The sequence below is a fragment of the Micromonospora sp. FIMYZ51 genome, assembly GCF_038246755.1.
GTDB lineage: Bacteria > Actinomycetota > Actinomycetes > Mycobacteriales > Micromonosporaceae > Micromonospora.
Genome location: NZ_CP134706.1, coordinates 1,998,189 through 2,012,812, shown reverse-complemented (window position 1 = coordinate 2,012,812; position 14,624 = coordinate 1,998,189). Strand labels below are relative to the sequence as shown.

17 protein-coding genes are annotated in these 14,624 nt (G+C 67.5%); all 17 read left to right on the top strand.

Going from position 1 to position 14,624, the window contains the following annotated elements:
- Nucleotides 1-78: 78 nt before the first annotated feature.
- Nucleotides 79-1,977 carry a hypothetical protein gene (locus QQG74_RS09675; protein ID WP_341719947.1) on the top strand — a complete coding sequence of 633 codons (1,899 nt, stop codon included), beginning with the start codon at nt 79-81 and terminating at the stop codon, nt 1,975-1,977.
- Between the two features lie 97 nt (nt 1,978-2,074).
- Entirely contained in the window at nt 2,075-3,082 is a 1,008-nt protein-coding gene (locus QQG74_RS09670) for a hypothetical protein (protein WP_341719946.1), read from the top strand.
- Nucleotides 3,079-3,414: a hypothetical protein gene (locus QQG74_RS09665; RefSeq protein WP_341719945.1), complete on the top strand. Its 336-nt coding sequence runs from the start codon at nt 3,079-3,081 to the stop codon at nt 3,412-3,414. The genes QQG74_RS09670 and QQG74_RS09665 overlap by 4 nt, the downstream gene beginning before the upstream one ends.
- Nucleotides 3,414-4,991: a hypothetical protein gene (locus QQG74_RS09660; RefSeq protein ID WP_341719944.1), complete on the top strand. Its 1,578-nt coding sequence runs from the start codon at nt 3,414-3,416 to the stop codon at nt 4,989-4,991. Before QQG74_RS09665 ends, QQG74_RS09660 begins: the two co-directional genes overlap by 1 nt.
- Before the next feature lie 11 nt (nt 4,992-5,002).
- Nucleotides 5,003-5,359, top strand: coding sequence for a capsid cement protein (locus tag QQG74_RS09655; RefSeq protein ID WP_341719943.1), 357 nt, complete (start codon nt 5,003-5,005; stop codon nt 5,357-5,359).
- Between the two features lie 17 nt (nt 5,360-5,376).
- Nucleotides 5,377-6,531: a Mu-like prophage major head subunit gpT family protein gene (locus QQG74_RS09650; RefSeq protein ID WP_341719942.1), complete on the top strand. Its 1,155-nt coding sequence runs from the start codon at nt 5,377-5,379 to the stop codon at nt 6,529-6,531.
- A 2-nt stretch (nt 6,532-6,533) separates the two neighbouring features.
- On the top strand, nt 6,534-6,842 hold the full coding sequence (locus tag QQG74_RS09645; RefSeq protein ID WP_341719941.1) for a hypothetical protein: 309 nt from the start codon (nt 6,534-6,536) through the stop codon (nt 6,840-6,842).
- Nucleotides 6,842-7,039, top strand: coding sequence for a hypothetical protein (locus QQG74_RS09640; protein WP_341719940.1), 198 nt, complete (start codon nt 6,842-6,844; stop codon nt 7,037-7,039). The genes QQG74_RS09645 and QQG74_RS09640 overlap by 1 nt, the downstream gene beginning before the upstream one ends.
- Nucleotides 7,040-7,091: 52 nt before the next feature.
- Complete coding sequence (locus tag QQG74_RS09635) at nt 7,092-7,451, top strand: hypothetical protein (RefSeq protein WP_341719939.1); 360 nt, start codon at nt 7,092-7,094, stop codon at nt 7,449-7,451.
- Nucleotides 7,452-7,454: 3 nt separating this feature from the next.
- A complete protein-coding gene (locus tag QQG74_RS09630) occupies nt 7,455-7,892 on the top strand; it encodes a DUF6093 family protein (protein ID WP_341719938.1) in 438 nt (145 codons plus the stop codon).
- Nucleotides 7,892-8,266 carry an HK97-gp10 family putative phage morphogenesis protein gene (locus tag QQG74_RS09625; RefSeq protein ID WP_341719937.1) on the top strand — a complete coding sequence of 125 codons (375 nt, stop codon included), beginning with the start codon at nt 7,892-7,894 and terminating at the stop codon, nt 8,264-8,266. The genes QQG74_RS09630 and QQG74_RS09625 overlap by 1 nt, the downstream gene beginning before the upstream one ends.
- A gap of 23 nt (nt 8,267-8,289) precedes the next feature.
- Nucleotides 8,290-8,751 carry a hypothetical protein gene (locus QQG74_RS09620; protein ID WP_341719936.1) on the top strand — a complete coding sequence of 154 codons (462 nt, stop codon included), beginning with the start codon at nt 8,290-8,292 and terminating at the stop codon, nt 8,749-8,751.
- A 2-nt stretch (nt 8,752-8,753) separates the two neighbouring features.
- Nucleotides 8,754-9,080, top strand: a complete 327-nt coding sequence (locus QQG74_RS09615) for a hypothetical protein (protein ID WP_341719935.1) — start codon at nt 8,754-8,756, stop codon at nt 9,078-9,080.
- Nucleotides 9,080-9,589, top strand: coding sequence for a hypothetical protein (locus QQG74_RS09610; RefSeq protein ID WP_341719934.1), 510 nt, complete (start codon nt 9,080-9,082; stop codon nt 9,587-9,589). Before QQG74_RS09615 ends, QQG74_RS09610 begins: the two co-directional genes overlap by 1 nt.
- 104 nt (nt 9,590-9,693) lie before the next feature.
- A complete protein-coding gene (locus QQG74_RS09605; RefSeq protein ID WP_341719933.1) occupies nt 9,694-10,254 on the top strand; it encodes a hypothetical protein in 561 nt (186 codons plus the stop codon).
- 32 nt (nt 10,255-10,286) lie between these two features.
- Nucleotides 10,287-10,688 carry a hypothetical protein gene (locus QQG74_RS09600; protein ID WP_341719932.1) on the top strand — a complete coding sequence of 134 codons (402 nt, stop codon included), beginning with the start codon at nt 10,287-10,289 and terminating at the stop codon, nt 10,686-10,688.
- Between the two features lie 6 nt (nt 10,689-10,694).
- Entirely contained in the window at nt 10,695-14,594 is a 3,900-nt protein-coding gene (locus QQG74_RS09595; RefSeq protein ID WP_341719931.1) for a hypothetical protein, read from the top strand.
- The last annotated feature ends 30 nt before the right edge of the window (nt 14,595-14,624 follow it).

Genomic DNA, 14,624 nt, shown 5'->3' with positions numbered 1-14,624 from the left:
TCTCTTTGCCTCCAACCTGACCTGTTGTTGAGGGGGTGGCTTGTGGGCCGCTCCCGTAACCGTCGCAGTCCCGCCCGGTTGGCCGAGTCTGATGGTGGCCTGCACCGCCAGTTGGCGGTGGCCCGTAATAACGCCGAACTGGCCGAGCAAAGGCTGATCGACGCAACCCCGCTTCGAGAGTCGGTCGCCGACCTGGAACGGGCCATCTCCGGGGATGCCGGCTGGCGGCGGTTCACGGCGCTTGGTGAACAGGAGTTCACGGCCGAGGGCATGCGGCAGATGCGCGCCATCTGTCGCCTTATGGCCTTGTCGAATCCGCTGATCAAGCGGGGACTCAACCTGCGTTCTGCCTATGTGTGGGGGCAGGGCGTTGAGATTACGGCGAGAGCAAACGGGTCCCGTGACAGCCAGCAGGATGTGCAAGCGGTCATCACCGCGTTTCTCAACGACGGGCAGAACCGCGACTCGGTGACCGGCCCGGCGGCCCGCGATCAGCTTGAGCACGCGCTCGGCACCGACGGGGACGTGTTCATCGTCCTGTTCACTCGGCCGATGTCGGGGTGGGTGCAGGCGCGCACGGTGATTGCCGACGAGATCGCCGAGATCATCGCCAATCCGGATGACCGCACGGAGACGTGGTACTACCGGCGGCGCTGGACCGAAACCACCTACACCAACGAAGGTGTGCCGGTTCTGGTGCAGCGGGAGAAGCTGTACCCGTCGGTGGACTACCGGCCGACGGTGAGACCGAAGCGGTTCGCCGGTGTCGACATCGACTGGTTCGCGCCAATGGTGCAGGTGGCGGTAAACCGGCCGCTCGGCTGGCAGCGCGGCGTACCCGACGCGTATGCGGCGGTGAACTGGGCTCGCGCCTACAAGGAGTTCCTGGAAAACTGGGCCACGTTGGTCAAGTCGCTGTCCCGGTTCGCGTGGCGGCTGACCGCAAAAGGTTCGACCGAACGTCAGGCTCGAACCAGGTTGGCGACGCCGCCACCAGTCGACCCCACCGGGCGGGCTTTGGATGTTGGCGCGACTGCTATCACCCCGATGGACGCCCAACTGGAAGCAATCCCCAAGAGCGGCGCCACGATCGACGCCGAATCCGGCCGCCCGCTCGCCATGATGGTGTCGTCGGCGCTGGACGTGCCGGTAACTATGCTGCTGTCCGACCCCGGCCAGACCGGCGCACGAGCCACCGCCGAAACGCTGGATCAGCCGACCGAGCTGGCGATGGGCCAGCGTCGCGAGTTGTGGACGCAGGTAATGCTGCGGATCCTCCGCTACGTCATCGCGGAGAGTGTGCGCGCCCCGCAGGGGGTGTTGCAGGGCACGGTGAAGCGGGATCCGATCACCGGCCGCGAGGTGGTCAAGCTGGCGGGCGACACCGACGACACGATCGACATCACCTGGCCGGACCTGGACGACATCGACCCGTTTAAGGCCGTGGAAGCGATCAAGCTTGCGTCCGATACGGGAACGGTGCCGCCGGAGCAGATCGCCCGCCTGCTGTTGACGGCGCTCGGGGTGCGGGATGTGGACGGCATCATGCGCGCCCTCGTGGACGATGACGGCCAGTTTGTGTGGCCACGCGGCCCGGACGTCGGTGACGGCGCCAGGGCGTTGTCGGCGGCGCGACGTGGGAGCGATCCGGCTGGTGCCGGCATCGGGTCCATGGCACCCGACGACAACGATGAAGACGGCCCCGATGACGAGCTGGACGACGTCGAGCCGTTGGAGGAGTCAGCCGAACCCATCACGCTGACCGAGGCTGAGAACAACCTGCGCCGCTACTGGCTGCACGGCCCGGGGTTGGCGAAATGGGCGACGAAACCGCATCCGTGGACGGCCTTGTACCAGCATCTCCGTAAGCATGTCGGTTCGGCTCGCGCGAAGCGGATCGCGTCGCAGTGGTTCAAGGATCACTTCGGCTACTGGCCGGGCCACCGCAAGGGCGCCAACAAGACCGGTCCGGGCTGACCCGTACGGCCGGGCGGAGGGTGTGATGGTTGACCGTCGCACTCTCCGCCTCCTACGGGACCTAGCGGCGGATGTTGGCGGTCAGGCAGATGAGGCGGTGCGGCTCATCACCGCTGCATGGCTGCGGGCGTGGGACGACCTGGAACCCGCGTGGCGGGAAGCGGTCGCTGACCTCGCCGACCGTGCCGTTTCGGGGCGGGCATGGCCGTCGCCGTGGGAGTTGTCCCGCATCGCGCGGCTTATGCAGGCGGTTAACGCGACCAGCCGCGCCCTAGACGGTTTGGCGGTGCAGGCGCAAAGCCACATCACCACTGGTGCTGCCGCGACTGTGGCGGTGGTTGCCGCATCCGAGCCGGCGGTGATCGCCTCCCAATATCCGGCTGTGGTTGCTGCCGCTGCCGCCGAGCAGATCGGCGGCCGGTTGGTGCCGTCGGCGTTGGATGCGATCGTGGCTCGCACCACCGGGCAGATCACCTCACTTACGCTGCCGCTGTCGGCTGAGGCCACCGAGGCGTTGAGTCGGGCGCTGATACGTGGGGTGGCGGCCGGTGAGCACCCGAACAAGGTGGCGCGGGATGTGCTCGCCCGCGTTCAGGGGGCGTTCAACGGCGGCCTGACGCGCGCCATCAATGTGGCGCGCACCGAGATGCTGGACGCGTATCGGGAAACGTCGCGGTACGCGCACACCGTCAACGCCGACGTGTTGGACGGCTGGACGTGGCACGCCGACCTAGGGCCGCGCTGCTGCACGGCCTGTTGGGTGATGCATGGGCGCACCTATCCGGCGGAGGTTCCGGGTCCGTGGGGGCACCAACAATGCCGGTGCGCCCGCCTTCCACGGGTGAAGCCGTGGCGGGAACTCGGTATCGAAATGGACGAGCCAGCCGACCTGATGCCGAATGCGCAAGCGCGTTTCGATGCGTTGCCGCATGCCCGGCAGGTGGCGGTGATGGGCGCTGCCCGACTCGCCCTCTACCGGTCCAGCGCCGTCACATGGGCCGACCTGGCGACCCGCCGCGACAACCCCGGTTGGCGGCCCTCGTATGTGCCGACGCCTGTTCGTGATCTGCGCCGGATGGCCGGACTGAAACCGGAGGTTCCGTGAATCAGCGTATCGGCGACACCGTCCACTACGTGTCGTACGGCACCCCCGGTGGCGAGTTCCCGTCCGTCTGCCGAGCGGCAACCGTCACCGAGGTCGGCGACGACCACGTGTACGGCCTGTGCGTGCTCAACCCGACCGGATTGTTTTTCCATCCGCTCGCCAGCGGTGGCGCCGAATACGACTCGGCGCTCGGTCGCACACCACGCGGCGGAACCTGGCACGGCATGGACGAATGCAACCCCGACGGGCGCACCACGTCCCGCCTGTGGTCCGGCGACAGCAGCGGCATCGGCCCCATCTCCATCACTGCCCGCGAGCGGGAGGCCCCCTGATGTCCCATCGTCCCGTCCGGGTGCAGCTTGACACGAGCATCGCCCCCTACTCGAAGAACGCGTTCGCCGTCGCGCTCCGCGAATCCGCCACCGCGCCGACCGCCGAGCGCATCCAACTGGGCGAAGCGGTTACTGCCGCCATCACCGAAGCACCCGCCCTCACCGGCGGCGTCGTGGACATCCTGCTCATCGAAGCCGGATGGAACCTGTCAGGCAGCCGCTACTACCCGGCCGAAACCCTCGCCCGGGACCTGCCGCAAGTCATGCCCGCCGGAACCCACATGCACTGGGACCACCAAACCCCTACCGAAGAGGCGGAGCGGCCGGCAAGGTCGCTGTCCACGCTGGCGGCAGTTCTGGTCGAGGACCCATACCCGGTCGACGGTGGCCGTCAGATGCGCGCCAAGGCTCGGGTATTCGCCGCCTACCGGGAGTCGGTGCGGGAAATGTGGCGAGACATCGGCGTGTCCATCAACGCCGACGGGGTCGGCAACTACGGCGAGCGGGACGGCCGTAAGGGGCTGATCGTGGAGGCAATCACCCACGGCAAGTCCGTCGACTTCGTGACCAAGGCCGGTGCCGGAGGGCGGATTCTGTCGCTGCTGGAATCCGACCACGTCAGCCTGCGGGAAGCGCGCACGTTCGGCGGATGGCTGGAATCACGGCTACACCTGGCGCTCACCCAGTACGCCGACGAAGCGTACGGCGACGGCCGGCTGACCCGCGAGGAACGCATCACGCTGTCGGCGGCGATCGGTGACGGGTTGAAGGCGTGGACGGCGCGGGTGGATGCGGAAGCCCCACAGCTGTTCGCCCGTGACCTGTACGACGAGCCGTCCAAGCCTGTCGCGGTCACCGAGTCCGAGCAGCCCGCCGGGCCGGCGGCAACGCCCGCCGAGCCCGTCGCGCCGGATCCGGTCGAGCCGGAAGCGGATGCACCGTCCGCACCCGCCGAGACGACCCCCGAAGACCCCCCGGCCGGCGACGGCGGGGACAGCACCACCGAAGACGCGCCGGGCACGACGCCCGCCGAACAGAAGGAGGGCGTCATGCCCGAGGAGAAGACCGAAGAGGTCAAGGCGCGCGAGGCCGCCGAGCAGGCACGCGCCGAAGCCGAGACGAAGCTGACGGAGGCGCTACGGGAGGCCGAAGAGTCCCGGAAGCAGGCCGCCGACACGGCCCTGCGGCTCGCCCGGTTCGAGGCCACCGAAAAGGCGCGTCCGCTCGCCGAGACGAAGCTGACCGAATCCGACCTGCCGGCCGCAGCCCGCACCCGCGTCCTGACCGCCGTCACCCGCGACGTGCCGCTCACTGAAGCGAACATCCTCGATGAGGCGGCGTTCACCGCACTGGTCGAGTCGGCCATCACCGACGAGGCCACGTACCTTGCCTCCCTCAACGAGGCCAACGACGCCGGGAAGGTCACCGGCATGGGCGGCACCACCCAGATCCGGGAGTCCACCGCCGGCCAGACCGTCGACCGCGAGGCCGTTCGCGCCCGCCTGGTCGAGTCGTACAAGCAGAGCGGCCTCAGCGACACCGCCGCCCAGATCGCCGCCACCGGCCGCACCTTCTGAGAGGGCACGTCATGGCCAAGAACGTCATTCGTGAGATCGGCAACCAGCTTGATGTGCTGGTCGACCACCCCGAGAACCCCAAGTCCAGTGACATCGTCCGCTGGGGCGACCTGATCGGTGTCGCGCTCGCCGACAAGGACCCCGAGACGGGTCTGACCCCCGTCAAGTTCGACGGCACCGTGTCCATCCCGGTGCGCGGCGTCAACGGCTCCGGCAACAGTGCCGTCGCCTCCGGCAACCAGCTCTACTACGTGGACGCCGACACCCCGCCGGTCAGCAAGAAGGCCACCGGCAAGCTCGCCGGGCAGGCCATGGGGGTCGTCGGATCCGGCGCCACCGCCACCATCGAGATCCGGCTCGCCGGCTGAAAGGGCAGACGACAACCATGAGCAACACCATGTTCGAGCAGCGGATCGAGGCGCTGGACGCCGACTCCGCGAGCGTCGCTGCCGCGTTCGGCGGTGACCAGCGTGTCGGCGACCACGCCCGCCGGGGTGACCCCCGCTGGGAGCAGCGGCTCCTGGAAGCCCAGGAGTTCATGCACGACGTGTACACCGGACGCCGGGGCATCCACCACTTCGTGGAAGCCATGTCCACCAGCGACTTCCCGCTGCTGTTCGCCGACTCCCTCGACCGGCAGCTGTACGGGGCGTACGAGGCGACGCCAACCACGTGGCAGAACTACGCCCGCGCCGCCACCGTCAACGACTTCCGTGAGGTGAAGCGGTTCGCCACGTCGGGTATCCGGAACCTGCTGACCCGTGTGGGTGAGTTGGCGGAGCACCCGCGACGGTCGCAGACCGAGGCCGAGTACAAGTACGCGGTCCACAAGTACGAGGCGGGCTTCGCTCTCTCGTTCGAGGCAATGATCAACGACGATCTGGGGGCGTTCCGGCGGCTGCCGCAGGATCTCGCCCAGTCCGCCCGCGACAGCGAGGAAGACTTCGTCACCCGCCTGTACGTGGGCCCGAACGGGCCGCTGTCGGACGTGTACTCCGGCCCCAACGACAACATTCTCGCCGGCAACCCGCCGCTGTCCCGGGAGGCGTTGCAGGCCGCGATTACGAAGCTGATGAAGCGCAAGGACGAGCGCGGCAACCCCATCCAGGTCCGCGCCATCGAACTGGTGGTCGGCACCGGCCTGTCGCTGGCCGCCAACGAGATCATCAACGCGACCGAGTACCGGGCTGTCGGCCCGAACGGCGACGTGACGATCATCCGGGGCAACGGCATCGGCGGAAACCTGCGCGTCAACACCAACTACTTCATCGACTCGGTGGCGTCGACCGCCAACGCCGACACGTCGTGGTTCCTGTTCGCCAACCCGAACGGGCCCCGTCCGGCGCTGGAGTTCGGCCGGCTGCGCGGCTACGAAGCCCCCGCCCTGTACGAGAAGATCCCCGACATGCGGCGTCTGGGTGGCGCCGAGGTGCCGTGGAGCTTCAACCACGGCGCGTCGGAGAAGAAGGTTCAGCACATCTACGGCGGGTCGTTCGTGGACCCGAAGATGACGATCGCATCGAACGGCACCGGGTCCTGACGATGGATCTGCCGCTGGCTCGCACCACGGAGCAGCGGCTGATGGTGACCATGTGTGAGCTGCTCGGCGAGCAGAACAGTCTGCTGGCTGAGCTTCGTGACCGGCTGTCCTCCGGCAACGGGCAGGGGCAGCCGGTCACGGGCGGCAACGAAGGTCAGCCGGTGAAGCTGACCGAGCCGGATCCGCTGCCAACCCAGGTCACCGAGCCGTCTGACTCCGGCGAGCAGAACGACGCGAAAAAGCCTGCCCGCAGGCAGGCAGCGAAGAAGGCAACTGCGGCCGGTCGCCGCACCGCGAAGGGAACAAGTTGATGGGCACCCGAGCCGCCTACTACGGCACCAAGCCGGTTCTGGCCGATGCGACGCAGGGCGGAGCGGTGGCGAACGTGGCCACGGCCGACGCCGACGCCACCTACGGCCAGCCGGAAGCCGATCTGATCAACGAACTCAAGACGAAGGTCAACGCGCTGCTGGCGTCACTGCGCGATGCGGGTCTGATCGAGTCCTGACGGTACGGGTTCTGCGGGACGGGGGTGTGTTGTGCCGCTGCCTCTTCCCAACATGGATCCGGCAACCCCGGTCGGCATGGTCCGGCTGCTGATCACCGACCTCAACACGTCGGATCCGCTGTTCACTGACGCTGAACTGGCGGCGCTGCTGGCGGCTGAGCGGTCATCGGTGAAGCGGGCGGCTGCGGCTGCGCTCGACATCATTGCCCGGTCTGAGGTGCTGATCGCCAAACACATCTCCACCAACGACCTGTCCACCAACGGGCCGAGCGTGGGCGCCGAACTGCGGGCGTCGGCGAAAGCGTTGCGGGATCAGGCAAAGCAGGATGAGGACGACCTGATCGGCGGCGCGGACGCGTGGGGCATTTCGGTGATCGATTTCGATCCGCAGGCCCCGTACAGGCGGTGGTGAGTGATGCCGCTGCCGAACTCGCGCCTGATTCACCCTCGCTTCGAGCAGCACCACCGCCCTGTTGTTGAGGGTTCGATGACCGTTGAGGTGCGGTTGTCCCGCCCTGCGATGGGTGGTGTCCGCGACAAGGCGACCGGCGTGACCTCGTTCGCCGCCGACGAGCAGGTGTGGCAGGGCATAGCGGCGCTGCGCGCCAACGACGGCGGCGGGCCGACGGTGCAGGCCGATCGGGTGGTCGCGTTGGGCGGCTATCTGCTGCGGCTGCCCGCTGATGCCCCGGCACCGCACGTCCGTGATGTCGTGGATGTGCTCGGCGGCCAAGTGGATCCGAGCTTGGTGGGCGCGAGGCTGCGGGTGGTGTCCGTGCCCCGCAACGGCCTCCGCTGGCAGCGGACGGTCGGGTGTGACATCGAGCAGCCCATCAACCGGCAGGAGGCGTGATGGTTGACATCCGCGTGGAAGGCGGCCGGGTCGAACTGGCGGCGATCGAGGCGAAGCTACGCACCAAAAAGACTCGGATCGGGTCCGCCGGATCGCAGGTCGTACGACGGTCAACGCTGGCCGGGGTGACGTCCGCCAAGGCACGCTCGCCTGTCCTGACGGGCTTCATGAGGTCGTCTATCAGCCACGAGTTTCGTGGTGACGGGCGTGCCGGTCTGATGGAAGGTGTGTGGGGTGCTGAGGCCCGGTACTCCCGGTTCGTGGAGCTGGGCACGAGGCGTCAGGCGCCGCAGCCGTTCATCGGTCCTTCCCTGGAAACAGTCACGCCCACGTTTCTGCGCGCCGTTGAGGCGATCGGTGATCCGCTCGACTAGCTGACCGGTCGGGGGGTGGTCTGGTGACTGCCCCGCTGGTGCCGTCGGTCGAGCCGTCGGTTGACCACGTTGAGGCCATCGCCGCGATGCTGCGCGCCGGCACCGACTTCGACGTGTATGTGGGCGAGCCGGAGCCGCCCGACGACGAACTGACCTACCCGCACTACATCGTGTGGGGCGCGCCCGCGAGCGCCGGCCCGTATCGGCTGGTAGGTGACGGCGGCGAGGTGTGGACCCGCACCCAAATCACCTGCGTCGCTGAGGCGTATCTCGACGCGATCGGTGCTGCTGATCGTGCCCGCCGCGCCCTGCATCGCAAACGGCCCGTCATTCCGGGTCGGCGTTGCGGCGACATCGAGCAGGACCCGGAAGCCGCTGTTGCCCCGCCAATCCCGGACCCGTCGGTGAAGTCGCCGCCCGGCCGGCAGGTGTACATCACCGCCCTGTTTTTTCTGCTGCACAGCTCACCAAGAGGAGACACCTGACCATGGCTGACGACCGCCTCGGCGGCCGGCGGTCGACCCGCACCCCGACCGGCCGCGTGCCTTTCGTGTGGGTGCAGGACGACACGACCGGCCACCGCTACGACGTGCCGGAGAACGCCATCCGGGCCGGCATGACGCCGGTACCGGACTACCCGAAGAACACGACCGGCCGTGCCCGGCCGGCGGTGTTCCGCACCGACCTGGCGGGTGAGTCCACCACCCCGCAGCAGCCCGCCGCCGATGAGGCCGCCGAGCAGCCCACCGCACCGCCCGCCGACACCGGCACCAGCGGCCGGCAGGCCAAGACCAAGCAGACGGGGGGTCAGTGATGTCGCAGCCGCTGGGAGTCAACACCAACGGCACCATCATGGTGCTGTGGGTGCCGGCCATCGCCAACCTGGCCGCACCGACCGTCGCCGAGTTGACGGCAGAGTCGGTGCTGGATCTGACCTGCTACCTGACCAGCGACGGATTCACTCTGGAAACCACGGAGAACACCGTCGAAGACGGCCGACTGTGCTCGAAGCAGGTGTTCGAGGCGCGCGGCGACTACACCGACTCGATGGAGTTCACGTACGTCTTCAACACGGCTAGCCCGGCCAACGATGAGGCCCGCATCACCCTGGTTTCGGGCGCGCTCGGCAACATCGTGACCCGTTGGGCGGTCGACTTCGAGGATGCGATTGCCGCCGCCGATTTGGTGGATGTGGCTCCGGTGGAGATGGGCATCCAGCGCAAGCAAGCGCCGACCCGAAACGGTATGCATCGGATCACGCAGAAGCCGTTCATCATCGGCCAGGTGCGCCGGGATGTGGCGGTCGTGGCCGGCGGCGGCTGATCCGCTCTTTCCTCTCGGGGTGGGTTGGCGTGTGCGCCGGGCGTCGCCAGCCAACCCACCCCTCTCTCTTCCACCTCTGACTGACCTGTTGCTGGGGAGCGACCATGGATTTTGATCTGCTGCTGGATGAGGCCACGCCGCGCGAAACAACCGTGTGGCTGTGCCTTAACGGAAAGTTGCGCGCCGAGTACGAGGCTGTGAAGGCTCGTATCGAGGAGCGGGCGGCGAACGCCGACACCGGCGACGACCTGCCGGAGGGCGACGAGCGGCTGGCCACCCGGACGCGGAAGGCTGAGCCGGATCCGGAACAGCCGCGACTCGATGAACTCGAAGAGAAGATGCGGCAGCACACGATCCCGTTCAAGGTGGTCGCGCTCGGCCGGCAGGAGTGGGAAGACCTGTTTTCCAAGCATCCGCCGCGCCGCGACAAGGACGGCAAGCGGGATCCGCGTGACGGGCTCGGCGTCAACTCGTCCACGTTTTTTCCCGCGCTGGTGCGGCAGTCGATCGCCGAGCCGGAGATGACCGCCGACCGGTGGACGAAGCTCTACAACAAGCTGTCCGACGCGCAGTTCGAGCGGCTGTGGCTGGCCGCGTGGGAGCTGAACAGGTCGGAGGAGGATGTCCCTTTCTTGCCGAGCGGATCAGCCAGCACCCCGACCTGAGGCGGAAGCTGACCGCAGCCCGAACCCTCGGCGTGTCGCTGCGCCGCTTTGACGGGTGGGAGCCAGCCGAACGGACGCGCGTCGTCGCATGGGATGAGCAGGGCCGCCCGTCTGAGTGGGTGACCCGGCGTGAACCGGAGTGGGATGCCCGCGAACGCGCGTGGATGCTCGCCCTGGACTGGTACGAGTCGTCGCTGTGCCGCAAATGCGGGCAGCCATTGGCCGAATGCACCGACCCGAACAACGACCCAGACAACCCGGCAGCGGAACGCGCGTACGTCGCCGAACCACCAACCGAGTGTTTTTCCTGCAAGGTGCTGGTCAAGGCTGAAGAGAAGTGGCACAAGGAAAGCCCTGACACCTCCGGGTTTGTGATCCACACCGTCGCCTTGGTCGACAAACCGCCGCGAAGGATGCCAGCACGCAGGGGGTGATCCTCCGTGGCCGACCGCACCGTTTCCGTCCGGCTGCGCCTGATGGTGCGCGACTACACGTCGGGGGCCACCGAAGCGGAGCGGGCCACCCGCAGGCTGCGCGACGCACAGGATGCGCTGGGCAACACGTCGCGTCGAACCGCCTCTGACCTGACCAAGTCGGCGAAGGCGATCGATGACTGGTCGCGCAGGGTGGCTATCGGCACTGCTGTGGTGGCCGGTGGTGCGGCTGCCGCCGGTGGAAGTCTCAAGCTTCTGCCGCCGCTGCTGGCCGCGACGGCGACCGGTGCTGCCGCGCTGCCGGGCATGCTGACGGGTACTGCTGCCGCGTTCGGCACGTTGAAGGTCGCGACGGCCGGTGTCGGGGATGCCCTGGACGAGATATTCGACGCCGATGACCCGTTCGGCCGGCTCGCGCCGTCGGCGAAGGCCCTGGTCAACGAGATGGGCCGGCTCAAGCCGCAGCTGTTGTCGTTTCAGCAGTCCATTCAGGACGCCACGCTCGCTAGCGGGGCCGGCAATCTGAATCGGCTGGCGACCACGACTCTGCCCCGGCTGACCAACGAGGCTGTGATCCTCGGGCGGGCGTGGAACCGCACCTGGACGGCGTTGACGGACGCGGCCACCGACACCACGTTCCTTGACGGCGTGTCGGTGGCGTCCCGCTCGACGGCCCGCTTCATCGACCAGCTTGCCGTCCGCACGCAGGCACTCGCCCAGTCGTGGGGCATCCTCATGATGTCCGCCGACCCGCTGGTCAGGCTCATCGGTGACCGGCTGGTCGGGGCCATCGACCGCATGAACAACGCCGCCCAGAAGGCACGGCAAACCGGCTCCCTGGACGAGTTCTTCCGCGCCGGGGTCGAAACCGGCGGCGCGCTCATGTCGATTCTCGGCGACATCATGCGCATCACCGGCCAGGTCGTCGGGGCCGTCAACAGGCAGAACGGCTCCATCGTCCAGGCGGCGCAAACCCTCGACGCCTACATCAAGTCCGGCCGGTCAGCTGCCGACGTGGCCGGGATCGTGGACACGCTGACCGCCGCCTACGAAGGCATGGCCGATGTGCTGGGTCCGCTCGGCACGATCGCCCGCGACGCGCTCGCCGACCCGGCCACCCGCGACGGTTTGGCCGCAATGTTCGACATCCTCGCTGCCGGCTCGCAGGCACTGCGGGTGGTGTTCGACCTGTTTCAGGCGCTACCAGACCCGGTGCAGTCGGTGGTCATCGCCGCCGTTGCCTTGGGTGCGGTCGCGCAGAAGTCGGCGACCGCTGTCACTGCGCTCGGTGTCGCCGCGCAGGGCGCTGCCGCGAAGCTGACCGCTCTCGGTGGTGCCGGCGCGACCGCCGGGAAGGGGTTGACGACGCTCAGTGCCGCTGCCGGTAAGGCGATGACTGCCCTGATCGCGCTGCAACTGCTGGGTGTGGTGACGCAACAGTTTGAGCCGGCTGCCGCGAACGTGGACCGGCTGAATGCCTCCCTCAAACAGTTCGCCGAGACAGGCCGTATCGGCGGGGAGCTGACCCGAGTTTTCGGCGAAAACCTGGACGGCCTGGACAAGGCTGCTCGGGCTGCCGGTGACGGTGTGCTGGCGAAGACTGGTCGCGCGTTCGAGCAGATGTTTCCGCACGTCAAGTCGTTGAACGAGATTTTTCAGGGCGGCTCGTTTCTCGGCTCGGTGGAGCGTTTCCAGTCGCTGGATGCGGCGATGGCGCAGTACGCCCGCACCACCGACGACACGGCTGGTGTCACCGCGATGTGGCAGCGGGTGCTGGAAGAGTCGGGTCTGTCGACGGCCGATCTGGTCAAGCTGTTGCCGTCCACGTGGTCGGAGTTGGAGCGGTTGCAGGCTGCCGCGCACGGCGGTGCCGGTGGGGTGGCTGAGCTTGAGGCGCGCACGAAGCTGCTGTCGGGCGGGTTGCAGGAGGCTGTCCGCAACGGCCGGGACCTCATTTCGATCTTCGAGGAGTTGAACGGGGCGGCAATCAACTCGGCTGAGGCGGAAATCAAAGCCGAAGAGGCCATCGACCGACTCAGCGAAGCGTTGAAAGAAAACGGTGCCGCCATCAACAAGCGGACCGGCGAATTCAACACCAACAACGAAAAAGGTCGCGAAAACCTTCAACTCACCCTCGATCTGATCAAAGCGGGTGCGCAGGCGGCGCAAGCCAAGTACGAGGAAACCGGGTCGATCGAGGCCGCGAACGGTGTATACGACTCGTACATCGGCCAACTGCGGAAAACCCTCAGCCAGGCGGGGTTGACGAAGGGGCAGGTCGACACGCTGATCTCCACGTACGCGCAGATGCCCGACTACAAGGGCACGGAGATCGCGGCACCGGGTTTGCCGGAGGCGAAAGGCCGGGTGGAGGATTTCAACTTCGCCGTCAAAAGTGTGCCGCCGTCGAAGACGGTGCCGTTCTATGCGACGACCAGCGAGGCTGAGGCTGCGGTGCGGGTGTTGCAGGGTCGCATCAACGCCCTCAAAGACAAGCACATCTACATTTCGGGCACCGTGCGGTGGACGTCGACCGGCGATTTGAAGGTGCCGGGCGGGACGGTCCTCAAAGGCAACCGGTGGGGTGGCGTGCACACGCCGACGGCGATGGCGTCCGGTGGTGTCATGCAGGCCGGTATCTACCCGGCCTCCAATCCGCCGCTGATGCAGTGGGCGGAGCCAGAAACGGGGGGCGAGGCGTACATTCCGCGTCGGGGTGACCGCCGCCGCAACTTGGCCATTCTGGCTGAGGTGGCTGCCTGGAACAGGGCTGCGATTGTGCCGATGGCTGCCGGTGGGGTGCTGCAAACGTCGGTGGCCCGGTCGGGTTTGGTGGGTATCGCACCTCCGCCGCCGCCTCCGGCACCGAAGGAACGCGGCAGCCGCCTGGACACGATCGACACGTACATTCGGGCCCGGGATGCGGTCATCGACCTCAACAAGTCGCTGAAGGAGAACGGGCGCAGCTTCTCGCTCAGCACGGCGAAGGGCCGCGAAAACCGGTCGGCCCTGTCGTCGGCGATCCGCGCAGCCCAGGCCGCCGCTGAAGCCAAGTTTGAGGAAACCGGGTCGATCAAAGAGGCCAACAAGGCGTACGACTCCCACATCAAACGGTTGAAGGCGACACTCAAACAGCAGGGCGTCAACGCGGCGACCATCAAAAAGCTGATGGCGTCCATGTCGCAGCGACCTGACTACGATGTGCCAGCCAAGACGCCGAAGATGCCGCCGTCGTCGGAGAAGAATGTTGCGGCGATGGAGGGCCGGATCGCGGCGGAAGAGTCACTGTCCCGCCTGGCCGACCATTTTTCGCTGGTGAAGCCCACTTTGGACATCAAGGATGAGGTTGGCCGCGAAAATTTGACCGAGTTGTTCGGTTTTTTGAAGTCGGCGGAGCGGGCGGCGCAGGCCGTGCTGGAGCAGACCGGCAACACGAAAACCGCGACAGCCGTCTACGACCAGTATGTGGCACAGTTGCGGCAGGTGCTCGCCCAGTCGGGCATGCCGAAGTCGCAGGTCGACGCGCTACTCAAGCAGTACGGGCGGATCGTGCTGCAACCCAACTTGGTGGGCGGCGTGTACGGGCCGGGAGCGCCGACACCGGGTCGTCTGCTGAAGGGCGGCCAGTACGGTGCGGCCCGCACCCTGTACGCCTTCGCCGAACCGCAAACCGGCGGGGAGCTGTTCATTCCCCGCATGGGTGACCGCCGTCGCGGCGAGCATCTGTTGACGGTCGGTGCCGGCTGGTACGGCGGCCGATACGTGCCCGCATCCGGTAAGGGCGACGTGTCGACCACGAACACCAACACCATCAACGTGTACGGCACCCACCGCATGACACTCGCCGATTTTCAGGCGCTCCAGCGGCAGATCGACGCTCGTGCCCGGATCCGCCGCCCCCGCTGACCCGACCAGCCTGCCGGCAGGGGGTGCGTG

Coding starts and splice junctions, on each gene's coding strand:
- QQG74_RS09630 (WP_341719938.1), top strand. CDS start 7,455: ATGCCGCTGCCGAACTCGCGCCTGATTCACCCTCGCTTCGAGCAGCAC.
- QQG74_RS09645 (WP_341719941.1), top strand. CDS start 6,534: ATGGATCTGCCGCTGGCTCGCACCACGGAGCAGCGGCTGATGGTGACC.
- QQG74_RS09640 (WP_341719940.1), top strand. CDS start 6,842: ATGGGCACCCGAGCCGCCTACTACGGCACCAAGCCGGTTCTGGCCGAT.
- QQG74_RS09605 (WP_341719933.1), top strand. CDS start 9,694: ATGGATTTTGATCTGCTGCTGGATGAGGCCACGCCGCGCGAAACAACC.
- QQG74_RS09655 (WP_341719943.1), top strand. CDS start 5,003: ATGGCCAAGAACGTCATTCGTGAGATCGGCAACCAGCTTGATGTGCTG.
- QQG74_RS09625 (WP_341719937.1), top strand. CDS start 7,892: ATGGTTGACATCCGCGTGGAAGGCGGCCGGGTCGAACTGGCGGCGATC.
- QQG74_RS09635 (WP_341719939.1), top strand. CDS start 7,092: ATGGATCCGGCAACCCCGGTCGGCATGGTCCGGCTGCTGATCACCGAC.
- QQG74_RS09610 (WP_341719934.1), top strand. CDS start 9,080: ATGTCGCAGCCGCTGGGAGTCAACACCAACGGCACCATCATGGTGCTG.
- QQG74_RS09615 (WP_341719935.1), top strand. CDS start 8,754: ATGGCTGACGACCGCCTCGGCGGCCGGCGGTCGACCCGCACCCCGACC.
- QQG74_RS09650 (WP_341719942.1), top strand. CDS start 5,377: ATGAGCAACACCATGTTCGAGCAGCGGATCGAGGCGCTGGACGCCGAC.
- QQG74_RS09660 (WP_341719944.1), top strand. CDS start 3,414: ATGTCCCATCGTCCCGTCCGGGTGCAGCTTGACACGAGCATCGCCCCC.